Source organism: Streptomyces sp. NPDC006296 (assembly GCF_040613235.1).
Taxonomy (GTDB): Bacteria; Actinomycetota; Actinomycetes; order Streptomycetales; family Streptomycetaceae; genus Streptomyces.
On the sequence record NZ_JBEXRT010000018.1, the window covers coordinates 11,677 to 32,982 of the forward strand.

Below are 21,306 nucleotides of genomic sequence, written 5' to 3' on the forward strand. Positions count from 1 at the left end.
GGCGCCGTCCCCGCACCCCCGGGGACGGCGGCCGCATTCCGGACCGCTCGACGGAGTGTCGTACCCGCGTGCGACACTCCGTTCATGCTGGGTGTCACCGATCTTCCGACCTATCTCGCCGGCCTGGCGCTGATCATTCTGCTGCCCGGCCCGAATTCGCTGTACGTGCTGTCCGTCGCCGCCAGGCGCGGGGTGCGCACCGGATACGTGGCCGCCGCCGGGGTGTGGACCGGGGACACGGTCCTGATGACGCTGTCCGCCGTGGGCGCCGCCTCCCTGCTCCAGACGACGCCGCTGCTGTTCGCCGTCGTCAAGTACGCGGGCGCGGGATATCTCACGTGGATGGCGATCGGCATGATGCGGAGCGCCGTGTCCATGTGGCGCGAGCGCCACCGGCGGGCCGCCGAGCTGACGGAGGAGACCGCCGCGCCTGCGGGGGTGGAGCACCCCTACCGCCGGGCCTTCGTGGTCAGCCTGTTCAACCCGAAGCAGATCCTCTTCCTGATCTCGTTCTTCGTGCAGTTCGTCGATCCCGGCTACGCCTACCCCGGGCTCTCCTTCCTGCTGCTGGGCACGCTGCTCCAGATCGGCAGCTTCCTCTACCTCTCGGCCCTCATATTCGGCGGCACCCGCCTGGCCACCGCCTTCCGCCGCCGCAAGCGGCTGTCGGCCGGGGCGACCACGGCGGCCGGCGTGCTGTTCCTCGGGTTCGCGGCGAAGCTGTCGCTCAGCGGGGTCTGACCGGGCCGACGGGCCCGCGTCCCGCCGGACTTCGCGGATCCTGACCCGACGCCCGACGCCCGACGCCCGACGCCCGACGCCCGACGCCCGACGCCCGACGCCCGACGCCCGAGCCCGGCGGTTCCGTGCGCTCCGGGTGCTCGTCCTGTTCCGCGGCGCGTCCCTGGGCGTGTTCCGCGCGCTCCGTGGGTCGCCGGGACGGACGGGGGGCCGTCCGTCCCGGCCGGGGACACCCCGAGGACGCCCAGAGTTCACCGTTCGTCGGGCCGGACGACACCCGCCCCTCCTCCCGGCTCACTAGCGTGTGCGGACCAAGATCGAAGGCGAGGGTCCGCGTGCCGAAACTGTCCGTTGTCGTCCCGTTCCACAATGTCGGCGCCTTCGCCGACACGACGCTGGGCAGTCTTGCCCGCAACGCGGGCCCGGACATCGAGTTCCTGCTGGTCGACGACTGCTCCACGGACGACACGCCGGCCGTGGTCGACCGCTGGGCGGACAGGATCCCGCACGCCGAGGTCATCCGGCACGAGAAGAACGTCGGTATCGCGGAGGCCCGCAACAGCGGCATCGACGCCGCCCGCGGCGACTTCGTCACCTTCCTGGACGGCGACGACTGGTACGCCCCCGGACACCTGGGCCGGCTGCTGCACGCCGCGGCCCGGCTGGACTGCGACTTCGCCCGCACGGACCACGTCCAGGCCACCGGGACCAGCCGGGTGGTGCGGCGCGCCCCGGCCCGCCTCCGCGACACGGTCCTGGACCCGCGCGAGGGGATCGCGGCGCCCGAGTGGGAGACGATGGTCGACTACCCCTTCGTCTGGGCCGGCGTCTACCACCGGCGGCTCTTCGAGGACGGCGGCCACCGGTTCACCGCCCGGCTGCGCACCGCCGAGGACCGGCTGTGGATCTGGCAGCTGCACCTGCGGGCCCGCAGCTACGCCGCACTGAACCTCTACGGGATCTTCTACCGCCGCGGTGTCACCACCTCCCTGACCCAGATCAAGGACTCCCGCCAGCTGGACTTCTTCCCCGCCTACGACACCCTCCTCGACGAGATCCGCGAGGACCGGGACGCGGAGCTGCTGCTCCCCAAGGCCGTCCGCACCTACTGCGCGATGATCGCCTTCCACAACGAGAAGGCCGACGCCTACGAGCCCGCGACCTTCCGGCGCCTGCGCCAGGAGTCGGCGGCCGCGCTGCACCGCATGCCGCAGCAGGTGCTCGACCACACCCTGACGATGATGGACACCAGGCGCAGCACCCTGCTCCACCGCCTGCGTGACAAGCAGAAGGCCGCCTGACCCATGCCCACGCGCACCCAGATCTTCCAGGTCTCGACCCTCTACGGGGCGGCCACGCTCGCGGCCGCGCTGGACGCCGGCCTGTTCGGACCCGGACAGGACAGCCACCGCGTCCTGCTCGTCTCGAACAACGCGGCGGTCCCCGAGACCGCCCTCCGGCTGGAGGAGATGCGCGGCTACGGCGGCATCGCCGCCCGCTTCGACTCCGTCGTCGACTGGAACGACGCCATCAGCCCGCACCACCCGAGCGGCTGGGGCCCGCGCGCCGAGGAGACCGAGCTCTGGCAGCGCGCCTTCCGGCTCGCCTGGGACATCGACCCGGACGGTCCCGTCGACCTCGCCGTCGAGTCCATCCAGGTCAACCCGGCCCGCGCACTCGCCGCGATCTTCTCCGAGAGCGCCGTGCACGTCTACGCCGACGGCCTGATGAGCTACGGCCCCACCCGCAACAAGGTGCCCCGGTCGATCGCCTGCCGGGTCCAGCGGGTGCTCCACCTCGACCTCGTACCGGGACTGCGCCCGCTGCTGCTCGCCGAGTCCGGGGTCGAGCCGGAACTCGTGCCGGACGACGCCTTCCGCACGGTGCTCGGCGAGATCGCCGGGGCGGCGGACGGCGACCGGCGTCTCGCGGAGGCCGAGGCCGCCGCGCCCACCGCCGTGCTCCTGGGCCAGTACCTCGCGGCCCTGAACATCCTCACGGCCGAGGAGGAGGAGGACCTCCACCTGCGCATGCTGCGCGGCGCCGCGCGGGCGGGCCACACCTCCGTCCTCTTCAAGCCCCACCCCACCGCGCCGGCCCGCTACTCCAGGGCGCTGGACGACGCGGCCGCCGGCCTCGGGGTGCGGCTGACCACGCTGGACGGCCCGCTGCTCGCCGAGACCCTGTACGAACGCTGCGCGCCCACGCTCGTCGTCGGCTGCTTCTCGACCGCGATGTTCACCGCCGCCGTGTACTACGGCATCCCCGTCGCCCGGGTCGGCACCCGCCTCGTCCTGGACCGCATCACCCCGTACGAGAACAGCAACCGCGTCCCGCTGACCGTCGTCGACCACCTGGTCCCCGATCTGGACGAGCTGACCGGCGGATCCGTGCCGCCGCTGCCCGCCGAGGCGCCCGCGACCCTCGCGCCGCTGGTCCGCACGGTCGGCTACTGCATGCAGTCCGGGCTCCACCCCGCCCTGCGCGCCGAGGCCGAGTCCTGGCTGCGGGACCACCTCGACAGCGGCACCCAGCACTACTTCAAGCGGCGCCGCCTGCAGAAGCTCACCCTCCCCGGCGGCGGCCCGCGAGGAGCGGCGATCCGGCTGCGCCGCACCGTGCGGCGCACCCGCAGCAGCCTGGGCCTCTGACCCCGGCCGGGGCCGCGCGCCCCGGCCGGCCACCGATGACACAGAACGGCGGAACGAGCATGGGCCAGACCTTCACGGGGCTGCTCAAGGCAGCGCGGGCGAGAACCGGGCAGGGCGGCGCCGCGCGGCCCGCACCCACCGAAGCCCTGCGGCTGTGCGGCGACTACCTCGCGGGCCTCGCCGCGGACGGGCCGCCGGGCGACGGGCAGACCCGGCTCGTCGCCGCCGTCGGCGGCCTCACCACGGCCTGCGGCACCGGAGGGGACGCCTTCTTCGACGCCCTGCTCCGCACCGGCCGGCGCGCCCTGGAGGCCGGCGGCGAGACGGAGACCCGCCTGGCCCTGGGCATCGCCGCCGAGGCCGTCGGCCTCCGGTCCGGCTCCAAGGGCGCCTGGCGCCTGCGCGCGGAGGCGCTGGACGCGCTGGGACACCGGGACGAGGCGGTACGGGCGTACGAGAGGCACCTGGCACTCCAGCGGAACCCGGCCGCGGCCGAGGACGTCCGGCGCCGGATCACCACCCTGGAAGACCTCCGCGCCTGTCTGGACGAGGCCGCCGCACTGCTGCCCGGCGAGGACGCCGCGGCCCTGCGCGCCCTGCACGACGCGCCCGCCGGCCAGGCCCGCACCGGCTTCGCCGACGCGGTACGGCGGCGGACCGCGGCCGGCGGCGGCCTGACCGACCCCGCCGCCCGCCGGCTCGCCGCCCTGTACGCCTCCCACCGGCGGCTGCTGGACCGGGACCGGATGGCCGACCCGCTGCTCGGCGGCGTGCGGCCGGCCGGGGTCACCGCCCTGCGCCGTATGATCGCCGGCCGCTCCGTCTGCCTGGTGGCCGGCGCCGCCCGGATCGCCGAGGAGGAGCGCACCCCGGGAAGCCCGCTCGGCAGGCTGGTCGACGGATACGACCTGGTGGTCCGCTGCGACACCCTCCCGGACGGCACCCCGCGCACCGACGTGCACGCCCTCACGCTGCGCGGGGACACCCCGTGGACCGGCCCGGTCTGGGACCGGCGGGCGGGCACCCGGCTGGTCCTCGGCGGCACGCTGCCGCAGTGGCGCCGGTCGCTGCGCGCCCGCCTGGTCGCCGGCGCGCAGGACCACCTCGGCGACGCCACCCTGCGGCACCCCCTGGACGACCCGGCGCTGCTCGGCGAGGACGACTGGGGCCCGCGGACCGGAACCGCGTTCACCGTGCTCCGGCTCCTGGACTTCCTGGACGCCGCCGACCGCCTGGACCTCATCGGCTTCCAGCTGCCCGGACAGCTGCTGCCGCGTGAACGCGCCTGGGTCGCCGCCCACGCGACCCGCACGGACGAGACCGAGATGAGGACCGCGCTCCGATGAACAGCCCCGCCGAGCCCGCCGACGGCAGACGCACCGGGCCCGCCCGCACCGCCCGCCCGGACAGCCCCGACGCCGACGACCGCAGCGCCGTCACCGGCAAGCGGCGGATCGCCTTCGCCGTCCACACCGACGAGGACCGGATGCCCGGTCTCCTGGTGCTGCTGCGCAGCCTCGCCCTCACGAATCCGGCCGTCTGCGAGGACTTCCTCGTCCTGCACCCCGGACTGCCCGACTCCGCGTTCGACGCCGCCCGCCGGCTGCACCCGCGCCTCGTGCCGCGCACCGCGGGGAGCCGCCTCGACGTCTTCCGGGTGACCGGCTACGACACCGTCGTCGCCCTGGACCCCGGCATGGTCGTCCTCGGCTCCCTCCAGCCGCTCCTCGCCCTGCGCACCGGAGTGGCCGCCGTGCCGCAGTCCGGCCCCGGCGGGGGACGGGCGGTGCGCGACGACGGACTGCTGGTGATCCAGTACCAGGACGTGACGGACGCCCTGCTGACCGACCTGGCGCAGGGCGGCGAGGGCGCGGTGGACCGCGCGCTGTCGGGGACCGGACTCCTCGAACCCCTCGGCTCCCGCTACGACCTCCCCGCGGGACGGGTCTACGACGACACCCCCGTACCGGCGAGCACCGTCGTCCTGCACTTCGGCGAGGACCGGGCCGGCACCCCCGCGCGCGAGGCGCGGGAACGCTACGCGCCGGACGGGGCGGAGTTCCGCGCCGCCTACTGCGCCCTGCCGGGTGCGAAGCACCCCGAGCTGCTCCTGCACTGCGCCCTGCCGTTCCCCGACGGGGAGCGCGCACCGGTCGACCTGGTCCGCCAGGTCGCCGAGGTGCACCGGCAGCAGGGCCGCCACGACGAGGCCGTCGCCCTGCTGACCGCCGCCGTCGCGGACCGGCCCGACCTGCCGCGCTGCCACGAGACCCTGGGCATCAGCCTGATGGCCCTGTCCCGCTACGAGGAGGCCGAGGCCCACCTCCTGCTGGCCACCGTGTCACCGGACTTCGCCGCCCGCGCCTACGGCCAGCTCGCCCGGCTCGCCTGGCTGCTGGGCCGCACCGAGGACGCGCACGCGTACGCCCGCGAGGGCCTGGACGCCGACCCCGCCGACGCCAACTGCCACGCCTGGCACACCCGCACCCGGCCGGCTCCGGCCGCCGGTCCGGCCCCGGGGCCCGCGGGCGAACAGCTCGCCCACGTCGCCCTGTTCGCCGACGGCGAGGAGAACGCGGGCGACAAGGTGCTCCCGGAGGCCGTGCGGATGTGCTTCGGTCCGGACACCGGCCCCGCCCGCTGGCACGAGCGGTCCGTACACCGGCTCGTCGACGAGGCCGGCCTGGAGGAACTGAACGCCCGGCGCGGCATCGTCGTCGGCGGCGGCGGACTCTTCCTCCCGGACACCGCCCCCAACGGCCACAGCGGCTGGCAGTGGAACATCCCCGACGCGGTCCTGGCCCGCGTCACCGCACCGCTCGCCGTGTTCGCGGTCGGCTACAACGTCTTCGACGGCCAGCGCTACCGCCGGGAACGCTTCGCGGAGAGCCTGCGCGCCCTGGTCGAGAAGTCGGCCTTCTTCGGGCTGCGCAACCAGGGATCCGTGGAGCGGGTCAGGGAACTGCTGCCCGAGGAGCTGCGGGACCGGGTCCGCTACCAGCCCTGCCCCACCACCGTGGCCCGCCACCTCGACCCCGGGGCGTACGACACCGAGGACCGGGACGACACCGTCCTCCTCAACTGCGCCTACGACCGGGCCGGTCTGCGCTTCGGCCACGACTACGGCCACTTCCTGGCCGAGACGGCGGCCGCCGTGCGCGCCCTCGGCGAGCGTGCCGAGGTCCGCTACGCGGCCCACATGCCGGCCGACGAGAGGTTCGTCCACGACCTGCGCCGGGAGCACGGCACGTCCCTCCCCGTCGAACCGCTGTACCTCCACACCAACGACCGCATCCGGGAGATCTACCGGCGCACCCGGCTGGTCATCGGCATGCGCGGACACGCGGGGATGATCCCCTTCGGCTGCGGCACACCCGTCGTCAGCCTCGTCTCGCACCCCAAGCTCGCCTACTTCCTCTCCGACATCGACCGCCCCGAGTGGGGCGTCTCCGTCCACGACCGCTCGCTGGGCGCACGCCTCACCGAGCGGGCGGCGGCCGTCCTGGACGACCACCGGGCGGCCGTGGCCGACGTGCGCGGGCGGCAGGAGCACCTCTGGTCGGTCACCCGCGCCAACCTGGCCGAGCTCCACAGCCTCTTCGGGACGCCGGACCCGTTCGAGGGGCGCCCCGCACCGCACGTCCCCGGCCCCCGGAACGCCGAGCCGGCACAGGGCCTTCACCTGCCCGACACCCGGACGAAGTGACTGTTCACCCGGCCGGAGTTCACCCGGGGCCCACGCGTTCATAGCCTTCGATGACCATGCCTTCCTCTGCCTCCCCGGCCGGCCCGGCCCTCCCCGCACCGTCCGGACAGCCCGCCCCCGGACCCCGCCCGCACCGCGAACACCGGTACGACATCGATCTGATCCGGCTGCTCTGCTCCGTCGGCGTGATCCTCTGCCACACCGGCTCCGCGTTCGTGAACACCGCGGGCCGCGAGGCCGGCAACGGCCCCGGCACCTACTGGGCGGGCCTGGTGGCCGACTCGGCGGGCCGCTTCGCCGTACCGCTGTTCTTCGCGATCGCCGGATGGGTCGTGCTCGTCGGCGCCCCGGTCCGGGACGGCCGGCAGCTGTGGCGGCGGATCGTCCGGATCCTGGTGCCGCTGGCCGTGTGGACGGTCCTCTACATCGCCTGGGGCCGGCTGCGCGGCACCAACGACGCCCCGGCCGGTGAGCTGGCGCTCGACGCCCTGTTCGGCTCGGTGCGCCCCGCCTACCACCTCTGGTACCTGTACGCCTACATCCCCGTGATCCTGCTCCTGGCCTTCGCCGCCCTGGTGAGGTCGGGCAGCCGGCCCTGGGGCCTCGGCGCCGCCCTCCTGGTGCTGGGGGCCGCCCCGACGCTGTCCGGCGACCTGGCCGCGGTCACCGGCCTCGACCTGCCGCGCTTCGGCTGGGGCTTCGGCCCCTACCAGCTGATCTACGCCGTCCTCGGCGCCCTGGTCCTCGCGCTGCCCGCCCGCGCGTCCGGCCGGCCCAGCCCGTGGTGGCTGCTCCCGGCCGGGGCGTCGCTGGCCGCGATCGTGGCGTACCAGCACGGGGTGCACTACGCGATCCCGTACGCGAGCGTCCTGGTCGCCCTGTTCAGCGGCGGTGTCCTGCTCGCGCTGCACCGGGTGCGGGTCCCGGACCGGCTGCGTCCCGCCCTGACCCGGCTGGCGGGCGCCTCGTTCGGGGCGTACATGGTGCACGTGCTGGTGCTGGGCGTGCTCACCGACGCGCTGGTGGACACCGACCTCGCCCTGCCCGTGGCGGCGGCCCTGGCGCTGGCCGTCACCGCCGCCACGACGGCCCTCTCCTTCGGCGCGGCCCTGCTGTGGACCCGGCTGGGCCTGACGCGGCTGCTGGGCTGACCCCCGCGGCCGGCGCCGGTCAGCGGCTGCCGAGGGCGCGGGCGCGCCGCGCCAGCCGGCGCAGCACCGCGTTCCGGCGGACGAAGGCGAGGCGCGCGGGCACCACACCGGGCAGGGCCAGCGAGCCGAGGCGCCGGCGCTTGAAGTACCGCCAGGTCCGGGCGTTCAGCCGGGTGGCGAGGTAGCGCTCGGCCGCCGGGCGCAGATCGGGCCGGACCCGGGGCCGCATGGCGAAGGCGACCGCCGGCAGCAGACCGCCGAGCGCCTCCGCCACCACGTCCCCGGTCAGCGGGGGACGGTCCGTCACCGCGGCCGGGGGACCGTCCAGGTCGGGCAGCAGTGCGTCGACGACCGTGGCGGCGATCCGCGCCGGGTTCTCGTACGGGGCGAGCCGCTCCAGCAGCGTCCCGGTCCCGGTCCTGGCCACCGGCAGCCCGTGGAGCACCGCCGCGGAGAGCAGCGCCGTCGAGGCGCGGCCGACGACGAGCGCGGGGCGCAGCCGCTCGACGAGGACCTCGGCCGGGACGGGGACGCCGGGCGGGCCGGAGTCCGCCACCGCCAGCCCGACGCCCAGGCGCGCGGCCTCCGCCCGGAGCGCGGGCAGCGCGTGCGCGGACCCCCCGGGGCGGGGCCGCACGACCAGCCGGGTGTGACCGAGGGCGGCGGCCCCCCGGACCATCCGCAGAGAGAGCACCGCCTCCTCGGCCCCGGTCAGCGGACCCGCGCCGGGAAGCAGCAGGAGCGCACCGCCCCCGGGCCCGGACTCCGGTGCGGCGTCGGCCAGTTCACCGAAGACCTTGAGCAGGGCGGCGGCCGGCAGCGGCCGGGACGGCACACCGAACTCGCCCAGCAGCAGGGGCTCCAGGCCCGGCAGGAGATCCGGGTGGAGCAACCGCCGCACCCGGGTGCCGATCAGCGGCGGGAGCTTCCCCCCGGTCGGGCCGTAACCGGCGATGCCGTCGGTGTACACCGTCACCGGGCCGCCGGTGAAGATCTGGGCGACCGCGAGGGCGGGGCCGGAGTGCGGGGACTCCAGGACCAGTTCGACCTCCTGCTCGCCGAGGTCCCACAGGCGCCGCAGATGGCGCTCCCACAGCGGCACGTCGTCCGCCCGGGGCGTCCAGGCGCCCGGGTGCAGGGGGCGGACGGCGTCGTTCCACGAGCGCACCTCGTCGAAGCGGGCGCTCAGCCGGCCGAAGCCGGGCACCGCCTCGGCCGGGGCGGCGGCCTCGGGGGCGTCGCCGGTGTCGGCGAGCAGCAGGATGCGGCGCCCCGCGGCCTCGAAGCAGCCGGAGTCGAGCGCCGCGGCGAGCACGGCCGTGCCGCGGACGCCCGAGGCGGCGAAGATCTGGACGGTCACGCGGCGGTCGCTCCCTCGGTGGCGGCGGCCCGGCGGCGCAGCCTGCGCAGCACGGTCGCCCGTTCGGTGTCCATGGAGTCCAGGACGTCGTCGAGCACGCGGCGGGGCATGCGCCCGAGCGCGTCCGCGGCGAGCGTTCTCAGCGCCCGGGCCACCGGCGGTTCGAATTTCCCGACGGAACTCACGTGATGGGAAATGACGGCGCAGTAGGTCCGCACCGCTTTCGGCATCAGCGCCTCCGCGTCACGGTCCGCCGCGGTGTCGGACAGCACCTGGTCGTAGGCCCGGACGAAATCCAGCTGGCGTTCGTCGCCGATCCGGGTGAGGGACGAAGCGACGCCCCGCCGGTAGAAATGGCCGAGCGTTCCCAGGACCGCGAAGGATTCCGCCTCGCGGTGCAGCCGCCAGATCCACGGCCGGTCCTCGGCGGTGCGCAGCCCGTCCGTGAAATGCAGCAGCCCCCGGTCCAGCAGGTCGCGGTGGTACAGCCCCGCCCAGGCGAACGCGTAGTCCACCGAGGTGGTCCGGTCGGCCGGCAGGATCGCGTCCCGCGGATCGCCCACCACCCCGCGCAGACCGTGCGGGACCCGGCGCACCGTGCGGGACGTACCCGTGACCTGCACATGGTCCGTGCGCACGAACGCGCAGCCCAGCGCCTCGGTCCGGTCGAGCAGCCGGGCGTAGTGCCCCGGGGCCAGCCAGTCGTCGCCGTCCAGGAAGGCGATGTACTCGCCCCGGGCCGCGTCCAGACCGGTGTTGCGGGCCGCGGCCAGACCGGCGTTCCGCTCGTGCCGCAGGACGGTCACCCCCGGGACGCCGTCCTGGGCGCGGCGCAGGAGACCGGCCGTCCCGTCGGTCGAACAGTCGTCGACGAGGAGGAACTCGAAGTCCTCACGGGCGTTGGCCCGCAGGCTTCTGAGGGTGTCGGGAGCGTATGCCTGAACGTTGTAGAACGGCACGATGACGGAGAGCTTGACCACCCGCGTCACCTTAGGGGCGGCCCCGGCATTCGCCCTGACTCCCGTCCGTACGGAAAGTGAACGGCGCGCGGCAGAAAAGTGAACCGGTCCGCATACGCGTCCGCAATTCCTTTCCGGGGCGCGGAATCCCCAAGCGTCGACCGGCTGTTAACCATCTGTTGCCGCCGCGTTGGGCCGCGGATCGAAATGGCTTCCTAGCTTTTACGACGTGCCTCCTCGTACCGAACACGCGGCCTCTTCGGCCGTCACCCCAGCAGCCGGCCGCGCGGCGCTCCGCATAGCCGTGCTCGCCGACTCCGACACCCGCTGGAAGTGGGGCGCGCTCACCGCGCGCCGCCTCTCCGGGACCACGGAGTCCGGCGCGGCGGAGCGACCCGTCGAGATCAGCGGGCTGCTGCTGCGCGGGCGGGCCACCCCGACCCCCCGCCAGCTCGCCGAGGTCGGCGAGGTCGGGATCGACGCGGCACGGGTCCGCGAGGTGACGGCCGTCGAGTTCCTGCACACGGTGCGGGACGAGGAGTACGACGTCGTCGTCCTCGCCCTCGTCGGCGGCGCCGTCCAGGCGATGCTGCACGGGCTGGCCGCACTGGAGCTGCCCCGCAGGCCCGTCGTCGTCACCGGCTACGTCGGGGTCGTCTACGAGAAGCTCGCCGACGGACTCCTCCTGCGCCACGGCGCGGACGTCGTCCTCGCCAACTCACGCCACGACGCCGCGCGCTTCCGCGCCGTGTACGAAGGCGTCGGCGCCGACGCGTCATCCGTCACCGAGGCGGCGCTGCCCTTCCTCGGCGGGGAACCGCACCGCCCGCAGGAGGGCCGCGACACCGTCGTGTTCGCCGCCCAGCCCTCCGTCCCGGCGTCCCGCGCCGACCGCGTGTACCTGCTGCGCCGGCTCGTCGAGCACGCCCGGCTGCACCCCGGACGCGAGGTGCTGCTGAAGCTGCGCTCCAAGCCGGGCGAGCACACCACGCACATCGAGGAGCTTCCCTACCAGCGGCTCGCGGAGCGCCTCCCCGGCGGTCTGCCGCCCAACTTCCGCCTCGTGTACGGCCACATGGGCGAGGTCCTGGACCGCACCGACCTGCTGGTCACGGTGTCCTCGACCGCCGCGCTGGAGTCGCTGCACCGGCGGATCCCGACCGCGGTCCTCTCCGACCTGGGCGTCCGCGAGACCCTCGGCAACCACCACTTCATCGGATCGGGCCTGATCACGTCCTGGGACCACCTCGACGGCGGCATCCGCCCCGAGCCCGACGAGGAGTGGCTCGCCGGCCAGGGCGTCGCCGCCGACGGCACGTACGCGACGGCCTACGACACCGCCCGCGCCCGGGTCGGGGAGCTGCTCTCCGCCGGGCCGCTTCCCCGCCTCGCCCCCTACTACACCCCGGCCACCGCGCCCGGGTACCTGCCCGGCATCCTCGCCCGCCACCACCTGGGCCCCGACGGCCACCCGCTGCCGGGCGCCGTCACGCCCAGGGAGACGGGCCGGGTCCGGGGCGCCGTCCGCGAGACCGTACGCAACGCGGCGCGCGGCGCCTACCGCCACGGCGTCCAGCGGGTCGCCCCCGTGATCCGGCGGATGGGCGAGCTGTGACCACCGATCCAGGAGCCTCCATGACCCCGACCCCCACCGTGCTCGCCGTGATCCCCGCCCGCGGCGGATCCAAGGGCGTGCCCGCGAAGAACCTCGCCCGGATCGGCGGCATACCGCTCGTCGCCCGCGCCGTCCGCGCCTGCCTCGCCTCGCCCGAGGTCACCGACGTCGTCGTCACCACCGACGACCCGGACATCGCGGCGGCGGCCCGGGCGGCCGCGGAGGCGCTGGGGGAGGACGCCCGGCTGCGCTGCGTCCAGCGCCCCGCCGCCCTCGCCGGTGACACGGCGACCAGCGAGGACGCCGTGCTGCACGCCCTGCACGCCTACGAGGCGACGACGCACGGCCGCAAGGCCGACGTGGTGCTCCTGGTCCAGTGCACGAGCCCCTTCCTCACCCGCGCGGACATCGACGGCGTCGCCACCGCGGTCGCCCGCGACGGCGCCGACACCGCCGTCACCGTGGCCCCCTTCCACGGCTTCGTGTGGCGCGACGGCAGCGCCGTCGAGGACGACACCTACGGCGTCAACCACGACAAGGCCGTACGCCCCCGCCGCCAGGACCGGCCCCAGGACTACCTGGAGACCGGCGCCGCCTACGCCATGGACGTCGAGGGGTTCCGCACCCACCGGCACCGCTTCTTCGGCCACACGGCGCTCGTACGGACCGACCCCGCCCGGGTCCTGGAGATCGACGACCCGCACGACCTGGCCCGCGCCCGCGCCCTCGCGCCGCTCCTGGACCCCTCGCCGTTCCCCACCCGCGCGGACGTCGACGCCGTCGTCCTCGACTTCGACGGCACCCAGACCGACGACCGCGTCCTCATCGACTCCGACGGACGCGAGATCGTCGCCGTGCACCGGGGCGACGGCCTCGGGGTCGCCGCCCTGCGCCGGGCCGGCCTGCCGGTCCTGATCCTCTCCACGGAACAGAACCCGGTCGTCGCCGCCCGCGCCCGCAAACTCCAGGTCCCCGTCCTGCACGGCATCGACCGCAAGGACCTGGCGCTCAAGCAGTGGTGCGAGGAGCAGTCCATCGCCCCCGACCGCGTGCTCTACGTCGGCAACGACGTCAACGACCTGGCCTGCTTCGGCCTGGCGGGCTGGCCCGTCGCCGTGGCGAACGCCCACGACTCGGTACGCGCCGCCGCGCGCGCCGTGACCACCAACCCCGGCGGCTCCGGGGCCATCCGCGAGATCGCGGCCTGGCTCCTCGGCCCCGCCCTCTCCACCGAAGTCCCCGAGACCCCCGGCAAGTAAGGAAGCACCACGATGAACAGCACCTCCCGCCTGCGCACCTTCGGCACCCGCACCGCCGGCCCCGGCCACTCCGTGTACGTCACCGGAGAGATCGGCATCAACCACAACGGCGACCTCGACAACGCCCTCGCGCTGATCGACGTGGCCGCCGAAGCCGGCTGCGACGCCGTGAAGTTCCAGAAGCGCACCCCGGAGATCTGCACCCCGCGCGACCAGTGGGACATCGAGCGCGACACCCCCTGGGGCCGGATGACGTACATCGACTACCGCCACCGCGTCGAGTTCGGCGAGGCCGAGTACACCACCATCGCCGAGCACTGCGCGAAGCGCGGCATCGACTGGTTCGCCTCCCCGTGGGACACCGAGGCCGTCGCCTTCCTGGAGAAGTTCGACGTCCCCGCGCACAAGGTCGCCTCCGCCTCCCTCACGGACGACGAGCTGCTCCGCGCGCTGCGCGCCACCGGCCGCACCGTCATCCTGTCCACCGGCATGTCGACGCCGAAGCAGATCCGCCACGCGGTCGAGGTCCTCGGCAGCGACAACATCCTGCTCTGCCACGCCACCTCGACGTACCCGGCGAAGGCCGAGGAGCTCAACCTGCGGGTCATCAACACCCTGCAGCAGGAGTACCCGAACGTCCCGATCGGCTACAGCGGCCACGAGACGGGCCTGCAGACGACCCTCGCCGCCGTCGCGCTGGGCGCCACCTTCGTCGAGCGCCACATCACCCTGGACCGCGCCATGTGGGGCTCCGACCAGGCCGCCTCCGTCGAGCCGCAGGGCCTCACCCGCCTGGTCCGCGACATCCGCACCATCGAGGCGTCCCTCGGTGACGGCGTCAAGAAGGTCTACGAGTCCGAGCTCGGCCCGATGAAGAAGCTGCGCCGCGTCACGGGCGTCGTCGCCGAGGGCGAGAACGCGCCGGCCGCCGAGCCGGTCGCGGTCTGACGGGCCGACCGGTGAACCTCGCCTTCGTCGAGAGCCCGGTCCAGCTCCTGAACGTCCTGGAGTGGACCCACACCCGGGGAGGAACCGACACCACGATCGTCGTCCTCCCCCCGGTCGACCCGATGTCGCGCGGACAGCTGCGCAGGATGGCGGAGCTGGCCCGCGACGAGGGCATCACCGTCCGCTGGCAGGAGGCGCGCGGGGAGACCGGCGCGCCTCTCAAGGCCCTGCGCGCGCTGACCGGCCTGATCCGCAAGGCCGACCGCATCGTCATCGGGGACCCGTTCTCCCGGTACGTGCAACTGCTCCTCAGCCTGGTCCGCACCCGCCGGATCACGGTCGTCGACGACGGCACGGCCACCATGGAGTTCGTCGCCCAACTGGCGCGCGGCGAACGCCTGGTGCGCTGGCACCGCCGGGGCGGCGGGGGCCCGCGCGAGCTGCTCCTCGCCCCGGTGACCTCCGCGGCCCGCCGCAGCTTCACCCCGTCGGCGTCCCGCACGGTCGAGGTGTTCACCGCCATGCCGGTGGAGGCCCCGGAGGGCATCGAGGTCACGGCGAACACCTTCGCCTGGACCCGGGAACGCTTCGGTCCGCCCCTCCTCACCAAGGGCGCCGACCTGGTCGGCACCTCCCTGGTGGAGACCGGGGTGATCGACGCCGTCCCGTACCAGGAAGCGGTCACCGCGCTGGCCCGGACCCACGGCGCCACGCGCTACTTCGCCCACCGCCGCGAGTCGGTGGACAAGCTCCACGCCCTGGAATCCGCCACCGGCCTGGAGATCGTCCGCCCCGACCTGCCCCTGGAGCTCATCGCCCGCCGCGGCCCCATCGGTCACACGGTCCTGAGCTTCCCGTCCACCGTGGTCCACACGCTGCCCCTGGCCCTGGTGGGCACGGGAGTCAAGGTCGCGGTGTGCGACATAGCGCCGGAATGGCTCCGCGACACGGCGTCCCCGCGCGCCCAGGGCTTCCTGAGCGGCGTCACCGAGACGGCCAAGGACGTGCAGCGGCTGGCGCCGTGGCGCGTCACGGCGGTGGCGGCGACAGAGGGCTGAGGGAGATCCGGCCGCGCCGCGTCCCGCCGTCCGAAGCCCGGCAGCCGGGCTTCGAGCGCCAGGACCGGCCTGTTCCGCCTTCGGGGACATGAGGACATGAGGGCGGGTGCGGGCCCGGTGGCCGCACACCGGGGTCCGAGCGCCGCCTCCCGGCCGGGTGTGCGGAGCCCCCGGCCGCCCCGAGGCGCTCCGCGACGGCCGCCGCCGCTCCTGCGCCGTCCGGCCGGGACCACGACCGTCCCCGGCCGAGCCACCGCCGAGCGCCGCGCGACGGCGTGCGCGGGCACCCTCCGGGAGCTGCTCGGGCCGGCCTGACCGCCGGGGGCCGACCGCGAGCGTGCGGGTGCGCGCCCGACGGCGCCGTCCGCGCCGGACGTACGCGGATCCCGGGCACTTGAGTCTCCGGTGGCTGGAAGGTCCAGAATCCCGCCCATGGAGGACGAACGCCCCGGCCTGCTCACCATCGGCCTGCTCGCACACCGCACCGGACTTCCGGTGCGCACCCTGCGCTTCTGGTCGGACGAGGGAGCGGTGCCGCCCGTGGCACGCTCCGCCGCCGGATACCGCCTGTACGACGCCGGGTCCGTGGCCCGCGTGGAACTGGTCCGCACCCTGCGGGAGCTGGGTCTCGGGCTGGACGACGTCTGCCGCGTCCTGAGCGGCCGCACCACGGTGGCCGAGGTCGCCGCCGCGCACGTCGCCGCGCTCGACGCGCAGATCCGCTCCCTCAGGCTGAGCCGGGCCGTCCTCTCCACCGTGGCGAAGCGTGATTCGAACCCCGAGGAGACAGCACTGATGAACCGGTTGGCACGGCTCTCCGCCACCGAACGCAAGCAGATCGTCGAGGAGTTCAAGGAGGACGTGTTCGGCGGGCTCGAGGTCGGACCGCACCTGCGTGCGCGCATCGGCGCCTTGAGCATCGAACTGCCCGACGACCCCGCACCCGAGCAGGTCGACGCCTGGATCGAACTGGCCGAGCTGGTGCGGGAGCCCGGGTTCCGCCACCGGATGCGCACCTGGCTGGAGCTGAGCACCCCGTCTCCCGGGCGGAGCCGGCCCCCCGGGGCGTCGATCTGGTGGGCCAGGCAGGTCGTGCGGACCGTCGCGGAGGTCAGCGGACGCGGAGCGGCCCCTGAAGGGCCGGAAGCCGCCCGCATGCTGTCCGAGCTGTTCGGCGACACCGACCGGGCCGCCCTGCTGCGGTGCCTGGACGCCGGGATCGAGGCAGGGGCGGAGCACTACCGCGGGCTCGTCGCCCGCGTGCGGGGACAGTACGCCTCTCCCGACGCGACCGAGGAACTGGAGTGGCTGGCGCGGGCCCTGCGCGCCGCCGGTCAGGCCTCGCCGGCCGGGCCGGCCTCCGGGCGGTGAGCCGGGCGGCACGGCGGCCGTCGTCCGGTGGGCGTGCCGCCCGTGCCGTACCCATGCCGCCCGTGCCGTACCCCGCCGCGACCGGAGGCACCGGCCGGGTCGGCCGAGCGCCTCGTTCCCCCGTACCCGGACGCCCCACGCCCGTGCCCGGTCCGGCGAGCGGGGCAGTTTACCCACAGCAGCGCTTCGTCACACGCCGCAGCCTCGTCCCGTGTTCCTCTAAGCGGCTGAAATTTTGTTGATCTGCGGCCAGTTGTGGCTGTCAGGGGCCTACCCTTGGATGGGTGAACCAATTGAAGTCCCGTGCGCCCCACACCGAGGCCGTCCTGCCCGGCACCCTGCCCGACGACCTGCGTGACGAGCTCATCGCCTTCCGCCGCGATCTCCACATGCACCCGGAGCTCGGCAACCAGGAGTTCCGTACCACCGCGGCCGTCAAGGCCCGGCTGGAGAAGGCAGGGCTGGAACCACAGGTGCTGCCGGGCGGCACGGGACTCGTCTGTGACGTGGGGGAGTGGGACGGCGTGACGCCGATGCTGGCCCTCCGGGGGGACATCGACGCGCTGCCGATCCCGGACACCAAGGCCGGCGTCCCCTACCGGTCCACCGTCCCCGACCGGGCGCACGCCTGCGGACACGACGTCCACACGACCTGCGTCCTGGGGGCCGGGATCGTCCTCAGCGACCTGGACCGGCAGGGACTGCTGCCCCGCCCGGTCCGGCTGATCTTCCAGCCCGCCGAGGAGGTGCTGCCCGGCGGCGCCGCCGACGCGGTCGCGGCCGGGGTGCTGGAGGGCGTGGGGCGGATCATCGGGGTGCACTGCGACCCCAAGGTGGACGTGGGCAGGATCGGACTCCGGATCGGGCCGATCACCTCCGCCTGCGACCGCCTGGAGGTCACCCTCGACGGGCCCGGCGGACACACCGCCCGGCCGCACCTCACCACCGACCTGGTCACCGCCGCGGCCCGGGTCGCCACCGACGTGCCCGCGCTGCTCGCCCGGCGCGTGGACGCCCGGGCCGGCCTCGCGGTCACCTGGGGGCGGCTGCAGACCGGTCACGCGCCCAACGTCATCCCGCAGCACGCCGAGCTGTCCGGGACGGTCCGCTGCCTGGACCTGGAGAGCTGGCGGCAGGCGCCCGACCTGGTGCACGCGGCGATCGACGAGGTGGCCGGAATGCACCGGGCCAAGACGGTGATCGACTACGTCCGCGGGGTGCCGCCCGTGGTGAACGAGGCCGAGACCATCGGTCTCCTCGACGCCGCGATGACGATCCGGCGCGGATCGTATGCGATCGAGGACACCGAGCAGAGCCTGGGCGGCGAGGACTTCTCCTGGTACCTGGAGAAGATCCCCGGGGCCATGGCACGGCTCGGCGTCCGGGCCCCGGGCGACCTGCGCGGACTGGACCTGCACCGGGGTGACTTCGACGTCGACGAGGAGGCCGTCACGGTCGGCGTGGAGCTGTTCACGGCGGTCGCGCTGCTGGATGTCTGACCTGCGCGGACCTCGCCTCCCTGAGCTGATCGCACACGACGCAGCCTGATGTGGCGGGCAAGGTTCTCCTCCACGTAGGAGGTAACCGCACGGGGGATGCACGATGGGACTTCGGCGGGCCCATCGGGATTCAACGGAATTCGGTCTCCGTTGCGTTGCGCGTGATCTCGGTGCTCGGTCGACCATTGGCCGAGAGGGTGACTGGGGCCTGGGAAATGCTGATGGCCGGGAAGCAGGCCATTGCACTGGAGGTCGTCCAGCACTTCACATCGCTGCAGCGAGGTGATCCCCTGAGATTTCGCGGATCACCTCGCTCCGAGCGGCCATGAGAATCAAACCCCATGCATGCCGCCCGGTTCCGGGATTGATTATCTCCCGAAGGAATGCGATGTGCTGGCCGTGTGTAATTTGGTGCAGGTGTGACCGGTGAATCTCGGGAGTGTGCTTGTCACAGGCGCGTCCGTGTCAGTCCCACCTTGTAGATTCCCACGCTGGAATTGTCGGAGCACTTCGCGCTGGAGGTCTTTCCGTTGCCCACTCGGTTTCCGTTGACATGCCACTGGGAGCCGCGCGGGTCGATGCAGGTGAGCCGCACCTGCACGCCTTCGAGCGGGTAGGCGAGCATGCCCGTGCACTTGGCGTACCCCTTGTACGGCGCGGTGTTCGACTTCCAGGTCTCGCAGTCGGCGACGGCCGCACCGAGCTCGGCTGCGGTCGCAGCCGGCGCGGAGACGATGATCGAGCCGGCGGTGATGAGCAGCCCGGCAGCCAGGCTGGATACCTTCTTCATGAGTCCCCTCGGGTGAGTGTTGCGTGGCCGGAGAGCCGGCAGCTCTGATGTTCTGGCAGTGCCGCGGTGCATGTCAGGCGCTGAACGAGACGCCGGTCTTGAGGACGCCCACGTTCGGGTTGTCCGAGCACTTGGCTGACGAGGTCTTGGCGTTCCCCTTCCACGGGCCGTACACGACCCACGTGCTCCCACGCGGGTCGACGCAGGTGAGCTTCACCCGGAACTTGTCGAAAGCGGCCAGGTTGCTGCAATAGGCGGACCCTGTGTACGGGGCGCCGTTGGATACCCAGGTCTTGCAGTTTCCCACGTTTGCCGACGCGGCCGGGGCCATGGCGCCGGCGGTCGCCAGTCGCTGCCGAGATCATGATTGTAGGAAGTGTCCGCTTCATGGTTCCCCCTTGGTCAGGTGGAAGACTCCCACCTGAAGTGTGCAGTGGTGTCGGATGACTCGAACGTAAGGCTGATTCCACTGGAAGTGCTGGTGTCGGCAATTCCTCGGAGGCTCGCGATTCCGCTCGGCGTGTCACCCGGTTGTCGTCGAGTGGATCGCTGATCATGCAATCCTGAATCTAAAGGATTGGTCAATTCTTTTTATTTGTTTGGCCGGATATGATGTTCCAGTGAAGAGCGGTCGACCGGTTTGCGGTGTTCTGTGGTCCGGCGCACTCCCGGAGGGGCTTATTCCGTGCGGTCCGGCACGGGGCCGCCGCGCGTTGTGCGTGCTGACGCTCCTTGCGGGGTCCGGCTCGAGGGCGAGCCGCCGCCTGGGGCCGCGCCTCCGGGACGAGGCGTGACGTGTGGTTCCCGCTTCGATCTGGTAACGACTGACGAACTGGGGCTTAACAGATATCTACGCGCGTTACGATCGCCGCGAAACCAGCGCCGCAAGAGGCGCTTCGGTCAGGTTTGAAGGAGCCTTCCCTTGCGCCGCGTATCCAAGATCGCTGCTGCGTGTACCGTTTCTGCGGCCCTCGCCTTCACCGCTACCGCCTGCGGTGAATCGTCCACCGAGAGCACTGGTTCCGACAAGGACCAGATGAAGATCGGCATGGCCTACGACGTCGGTGGCCGTGGCGACAACTCGTTCAACGACTCCGCCGCCCGTGGTCTGGACAAGGCCAAGGCCGAGTACAACGCCGAGACCAAGGAACTCACCGCCAAGAGCGGCGAGACCCCGGCCGACCGTGAGCAGCGTCTGGCGTCGCTCGCCGAGGGCGGCTACAACCCGGTGATCGGTGTCGGCTTCGCTTATCAGGCCGCGATCGACAAGGTCGCCAAGTCGCATCCCGACACCACCTTCGGTCTGATCGACTCGGTCTCCGAGGCGAAGAACGTGGCCTCCATCGTCTTCACCGAGGAGCAGGGCTCGTACCTCGCCGGTGTCGCGGCGGCGCTGAAGTCGAAGGACGGCCAGGTCGGCTTCATCGGCGGCGTCGACCTTCCGTTGATCAAGAAGTTCGCGGCCGGCTTCCAGCAGGGCGTCATGGACACGAATCCGAAGGCCAAGGTCCAGATCCAGTACCTGTCCACCGGATCCGACCTGTCCGGTTTCGGCAGCCCCGACAAGGGCGAGGCTGCGGCCAAGGGCATGCTCGACAAGGGGGCCGACGTGGTCTTCGCCGCGGCGGGCGGCTCCGGGGCCGGCGCGATCGAGGCCGTCGCAGGCAAGAAGGGCGCCTGGTCCATCGGTGTCGACTCCGACCAGGCCAAGGACCCGGCCCTCTCGAAGTACGCCGACACGATCATGACGTCGGTCGTGAAGAACGTCGACAGCGGTGTCTATGACCTGGTGACGTCCGTCAAGGACGGCAAGCCGCTCACCGGCACGCAGACCTTCTCCCTGGCGGAGGACGGTGTCAGCCTGACCACCACGGGTGACCACCTCAAGGACGTCCAGGCCAAGATCGACGAGGCGAAGAAGAAGATCGCCGACGGCTCGATCAAGGTCAAGACCACGGTCTGACCAGCTACCGGGACCGGGGTCCGCAGGCGCGGTTTCCGCCGCGCCTGCGGACCCCGCTTCATGCATACCTCCGGGCCGGGACCCCTCAACGTGGGTCGGTATCCTGCCCCTGGTCCGCCATCCTTCGCAGGGTGGCCGACGATTCGGGGGCGCTACGCGCGTAGTGCCCGCCGGGCGCGGTAGTTCTCCCCACCGATCACCGTGCCGTGTCCGTACATCGCCCGCCCTCCGCTCC

General features: G+C 73.3%; 17 protein-coding genes. 13 read left to right on the forward strand and 4 right to left on the reverse strand.

What is annotated here, in order from left to right; translation table 11 throughout:
- Positions 1–84 precede the first annotated feature (84 nt).
- The 6 genes from leuE (at position 85) to ABZ172_RS15045 (ending at position 8,249) form a co-directional block, all read left to right on the forward strand.
- Complete coding sequence (gene leuE / locus ABZ172_RS15020; RefSeq protein WP_356883964.1) at positions 85–741, forward strand: leucine efflux protein LeuE; 657 nt, start codon at positions 85–87, stop codon at positions 739–741.
- Between the two features lie 335 nt (positions 742–1,076).
- Entirely contained in the window at positions 1,077–2,042 is a 966-nt protein-coding gene (locus ABZ172_RS15025; protein WP_356883966.1) for a glycosyltransferase family 2 protein, read from the forward strand.
- A gap of 3 nt (positions 2,043–2,045) precedes the next feature.
- Positions 2,046–3,392 (forward strand): polysialyltransferase family glycosyltransferase, encoded by a 1,347-nt coding sequence (locus tag ABZ172_RS15030; RefSeq protein WP_356883968.1) that lies wholly within the window; start codon positions 2,046–2,048, stop codon positions 3,390–3,392.
- Between the two features lie 59 nt (positions 3,393–3,451).
- A complete protein-coding gene (locus tag ABZ172_RS15035) occupies positions 3,452–4,738 on the forward strand; it encodes a hypothetical protein (RefSeq protein WP_356883970.1) in 1,287 nt (428 codons plus the stop codon).
- On the forward strand, positions 4,735–7,098 hold the full coding sequence (locus ABZ172_RS15040) for a polysaccharide pyruvyl transferase family protein (protein ID WP_356883972.1): 2,364 nt from the start codon (positions 4,735–4,737) through the stop codon (positions 7,096–7,098). The genes ABZ172_RS15035 and ABZ172_RS15040 overlap by 4 nt, the downstream gene beginning before the upstream one ends.
- A gap of 50 nt (positions 7,099–7,148) precedes the next feature.
- Positions 7,149–8,249: an acyltransferase gene (locus ABZ172_RS15045; RefSeq protein ID WP_356883974.1), complete on the forward strand. Its 1,101-nt coding sequence runs from the start codon at positions 7,149–7,151 to the stop codon at positions 8,247–8,249.
- Positions 8,250–8,268: 19 nt separating this feature from the next.
- Here the strand turns inward: ABZ172_RS15045 and ABZ172_RS15050 are convergent, their stop codons facing one another.
- On the reverse strand, positions 8,269–9,609 hold the full coding sequence (locus tag ABZ172_RS15050) for a hypothetical protein (protein WP_356883976.1): 1,341 nt from the start codon (positions 9,607–9,609) through the stop codon (positions 8,269–8,271).
- Positions 9,606–10,589, reverse strand: a complete 984-nt coding sequence (locus ABZ172_RS15055; RefSeq protein ID WP_356883978.1) for a glycosyltransferase family 2 protein — start codon at positions 10,587–10,589, stop codon at positions 9,606–9,608. Before ABZ172_RS15055 ends, ABZ172_RS15050 begins: the two co-directional genes overlap by 4 nt.
- 208 nt (positions 10,590–10,797) lie before the next feature.
- Between ABZ172_RS15055 and ABZ172_RS15060 the strand changes: the two genes are divergently transcribed.
- The 6 genes from ABZ172_RS15060 to ABZ172_RS15085 all read left to right on the forward strand — a co-directional run bounded on the left by ABZ172_RS15060 (position 10,798) and on the right by ABZ172_RS15085 (position 18,318).
- Positions 10,798–12,183 carry a DUF6716 putative glycosyltransferase gene (locus ABZ172_RS15060; RefSeq protein WP_356883980.1) on the forward strand — a complete coding sequence of 462 codons (1,386 nt, stop codon included), beginning with the start codon at positions 10,798–10,800 and terminating at the stop codon, positions 12,181–12,183.
- Positions 12,184–12,203: 20 nt separating this feature from the next.
- Positions 12,204–13,442: an acylneuraminate cytidylyltransferase gene (locus ABZ172_RS15065; protein WP_356883982.1), complete on the forward strand. Its 1,239-nt coding sequence runs from the start codon at positions 12,204–12,206 to the stop codon at positions 13,440–13,442.
- Positions 13,443–13,454: 12 nt separating this feature from the next.
- The gene (locus tag ABZ172_RS15070; RefSeq protein ID WP_356883984.1) at positions 13,455–14,390 is read left to right on the forward strand and encodes an N-acetylneuraminate synthase family protein; all 936 of its coding nucleotides are present in this window, start codon (positions 13,455–13,457) and stop codon (positions 14,388–14,390) included.
- A gap of 11 nt (positions 14,391–14,401) precedes the next feature.
- Positions 14,402–15,448 carry a hypothetical protein gene (locus ABZ172_RS15075; RefSeq protein ID WP_356883986.1) on the forward strand — a complete coding sequence of 349 codons (1,047 nt, stop codon included), beginning with the start codon at positions 14,402–14,404 and terminating at the stop codon, positions 15,446–15,448.
- A 432-nt stretch (positions 15,449–15,880) separates the two neighbouring features.
- Positions 15,881–16,819, forward strand: coding sequence for a MerR family transcriptional regulator (locus ABZ172_RS15080; protein ID WP_356883988.1), 939 nt, complete (start codon positions 15,881–15,883; stop codon positions 16,817–16,819).
- Between the two features lie 284 nt (positions 16,820–17,103).
- Positions 17,104–18,318 carry an amidohydrolase gene (locus tag ABZ172_RS15085; protein ID WP_356883990.1) on the forward strand — a complete coding sequence of 405 codons (1,215 nt, stop codon included), beginning with the start codon at positions 17,104–17,106 and terminating at the stop codon, positions 18,316–18,318.
- A 448-nt stretch (positions 18,319–18,766) separates the two neighbouring features.
- Here the strand turns inward: ABZ172_RS15085 and ABZ172_RS15090 are convergent, their stop codons facing one another.
- Positions 18,767–19,108: a hypothetical protein gene (locus ABZ172_RS15090; RefSeq protein ID WP_356883992.1), complete on the reverse strand. Its 342-nt coding sequence runs from the start codon at positions 19,106–19,108 to the stop codon at positions 18,767–18,769.
- A 73-nt stretch (positions 19,109–19,181) separates the two neighbouring features.
- Positions 19,182–19,415, reverse strand: a complete 234-nt coding sequence (locus tag ABZ172_RS15095; protein WP_356883994.1) for a hypothetical protein — start codon at positions 19,413–19,415, stop codon at positions 19,182–19,184.
- A gap of 615 nt (positions 19,416–20,030) precedes the next feature.
- Between ABZ172_RS15095 and ABZ172_RS15100 the strand changes: the two genes are divergently transcribed.
- Positions 20,031–21,071, forward strand: coding sequence for a BMP family ABC transporter substrate-binding protein (locus ABZ172_RS15100; protein ID WP_356883996.1), 1,041 nt, complete (start codon positions 20,031–20,033; stop codon positions 21,069–21,071).
- The last annotated feature ends 235 nt before the right edge of the window (positions 21,072–21,306 follow it).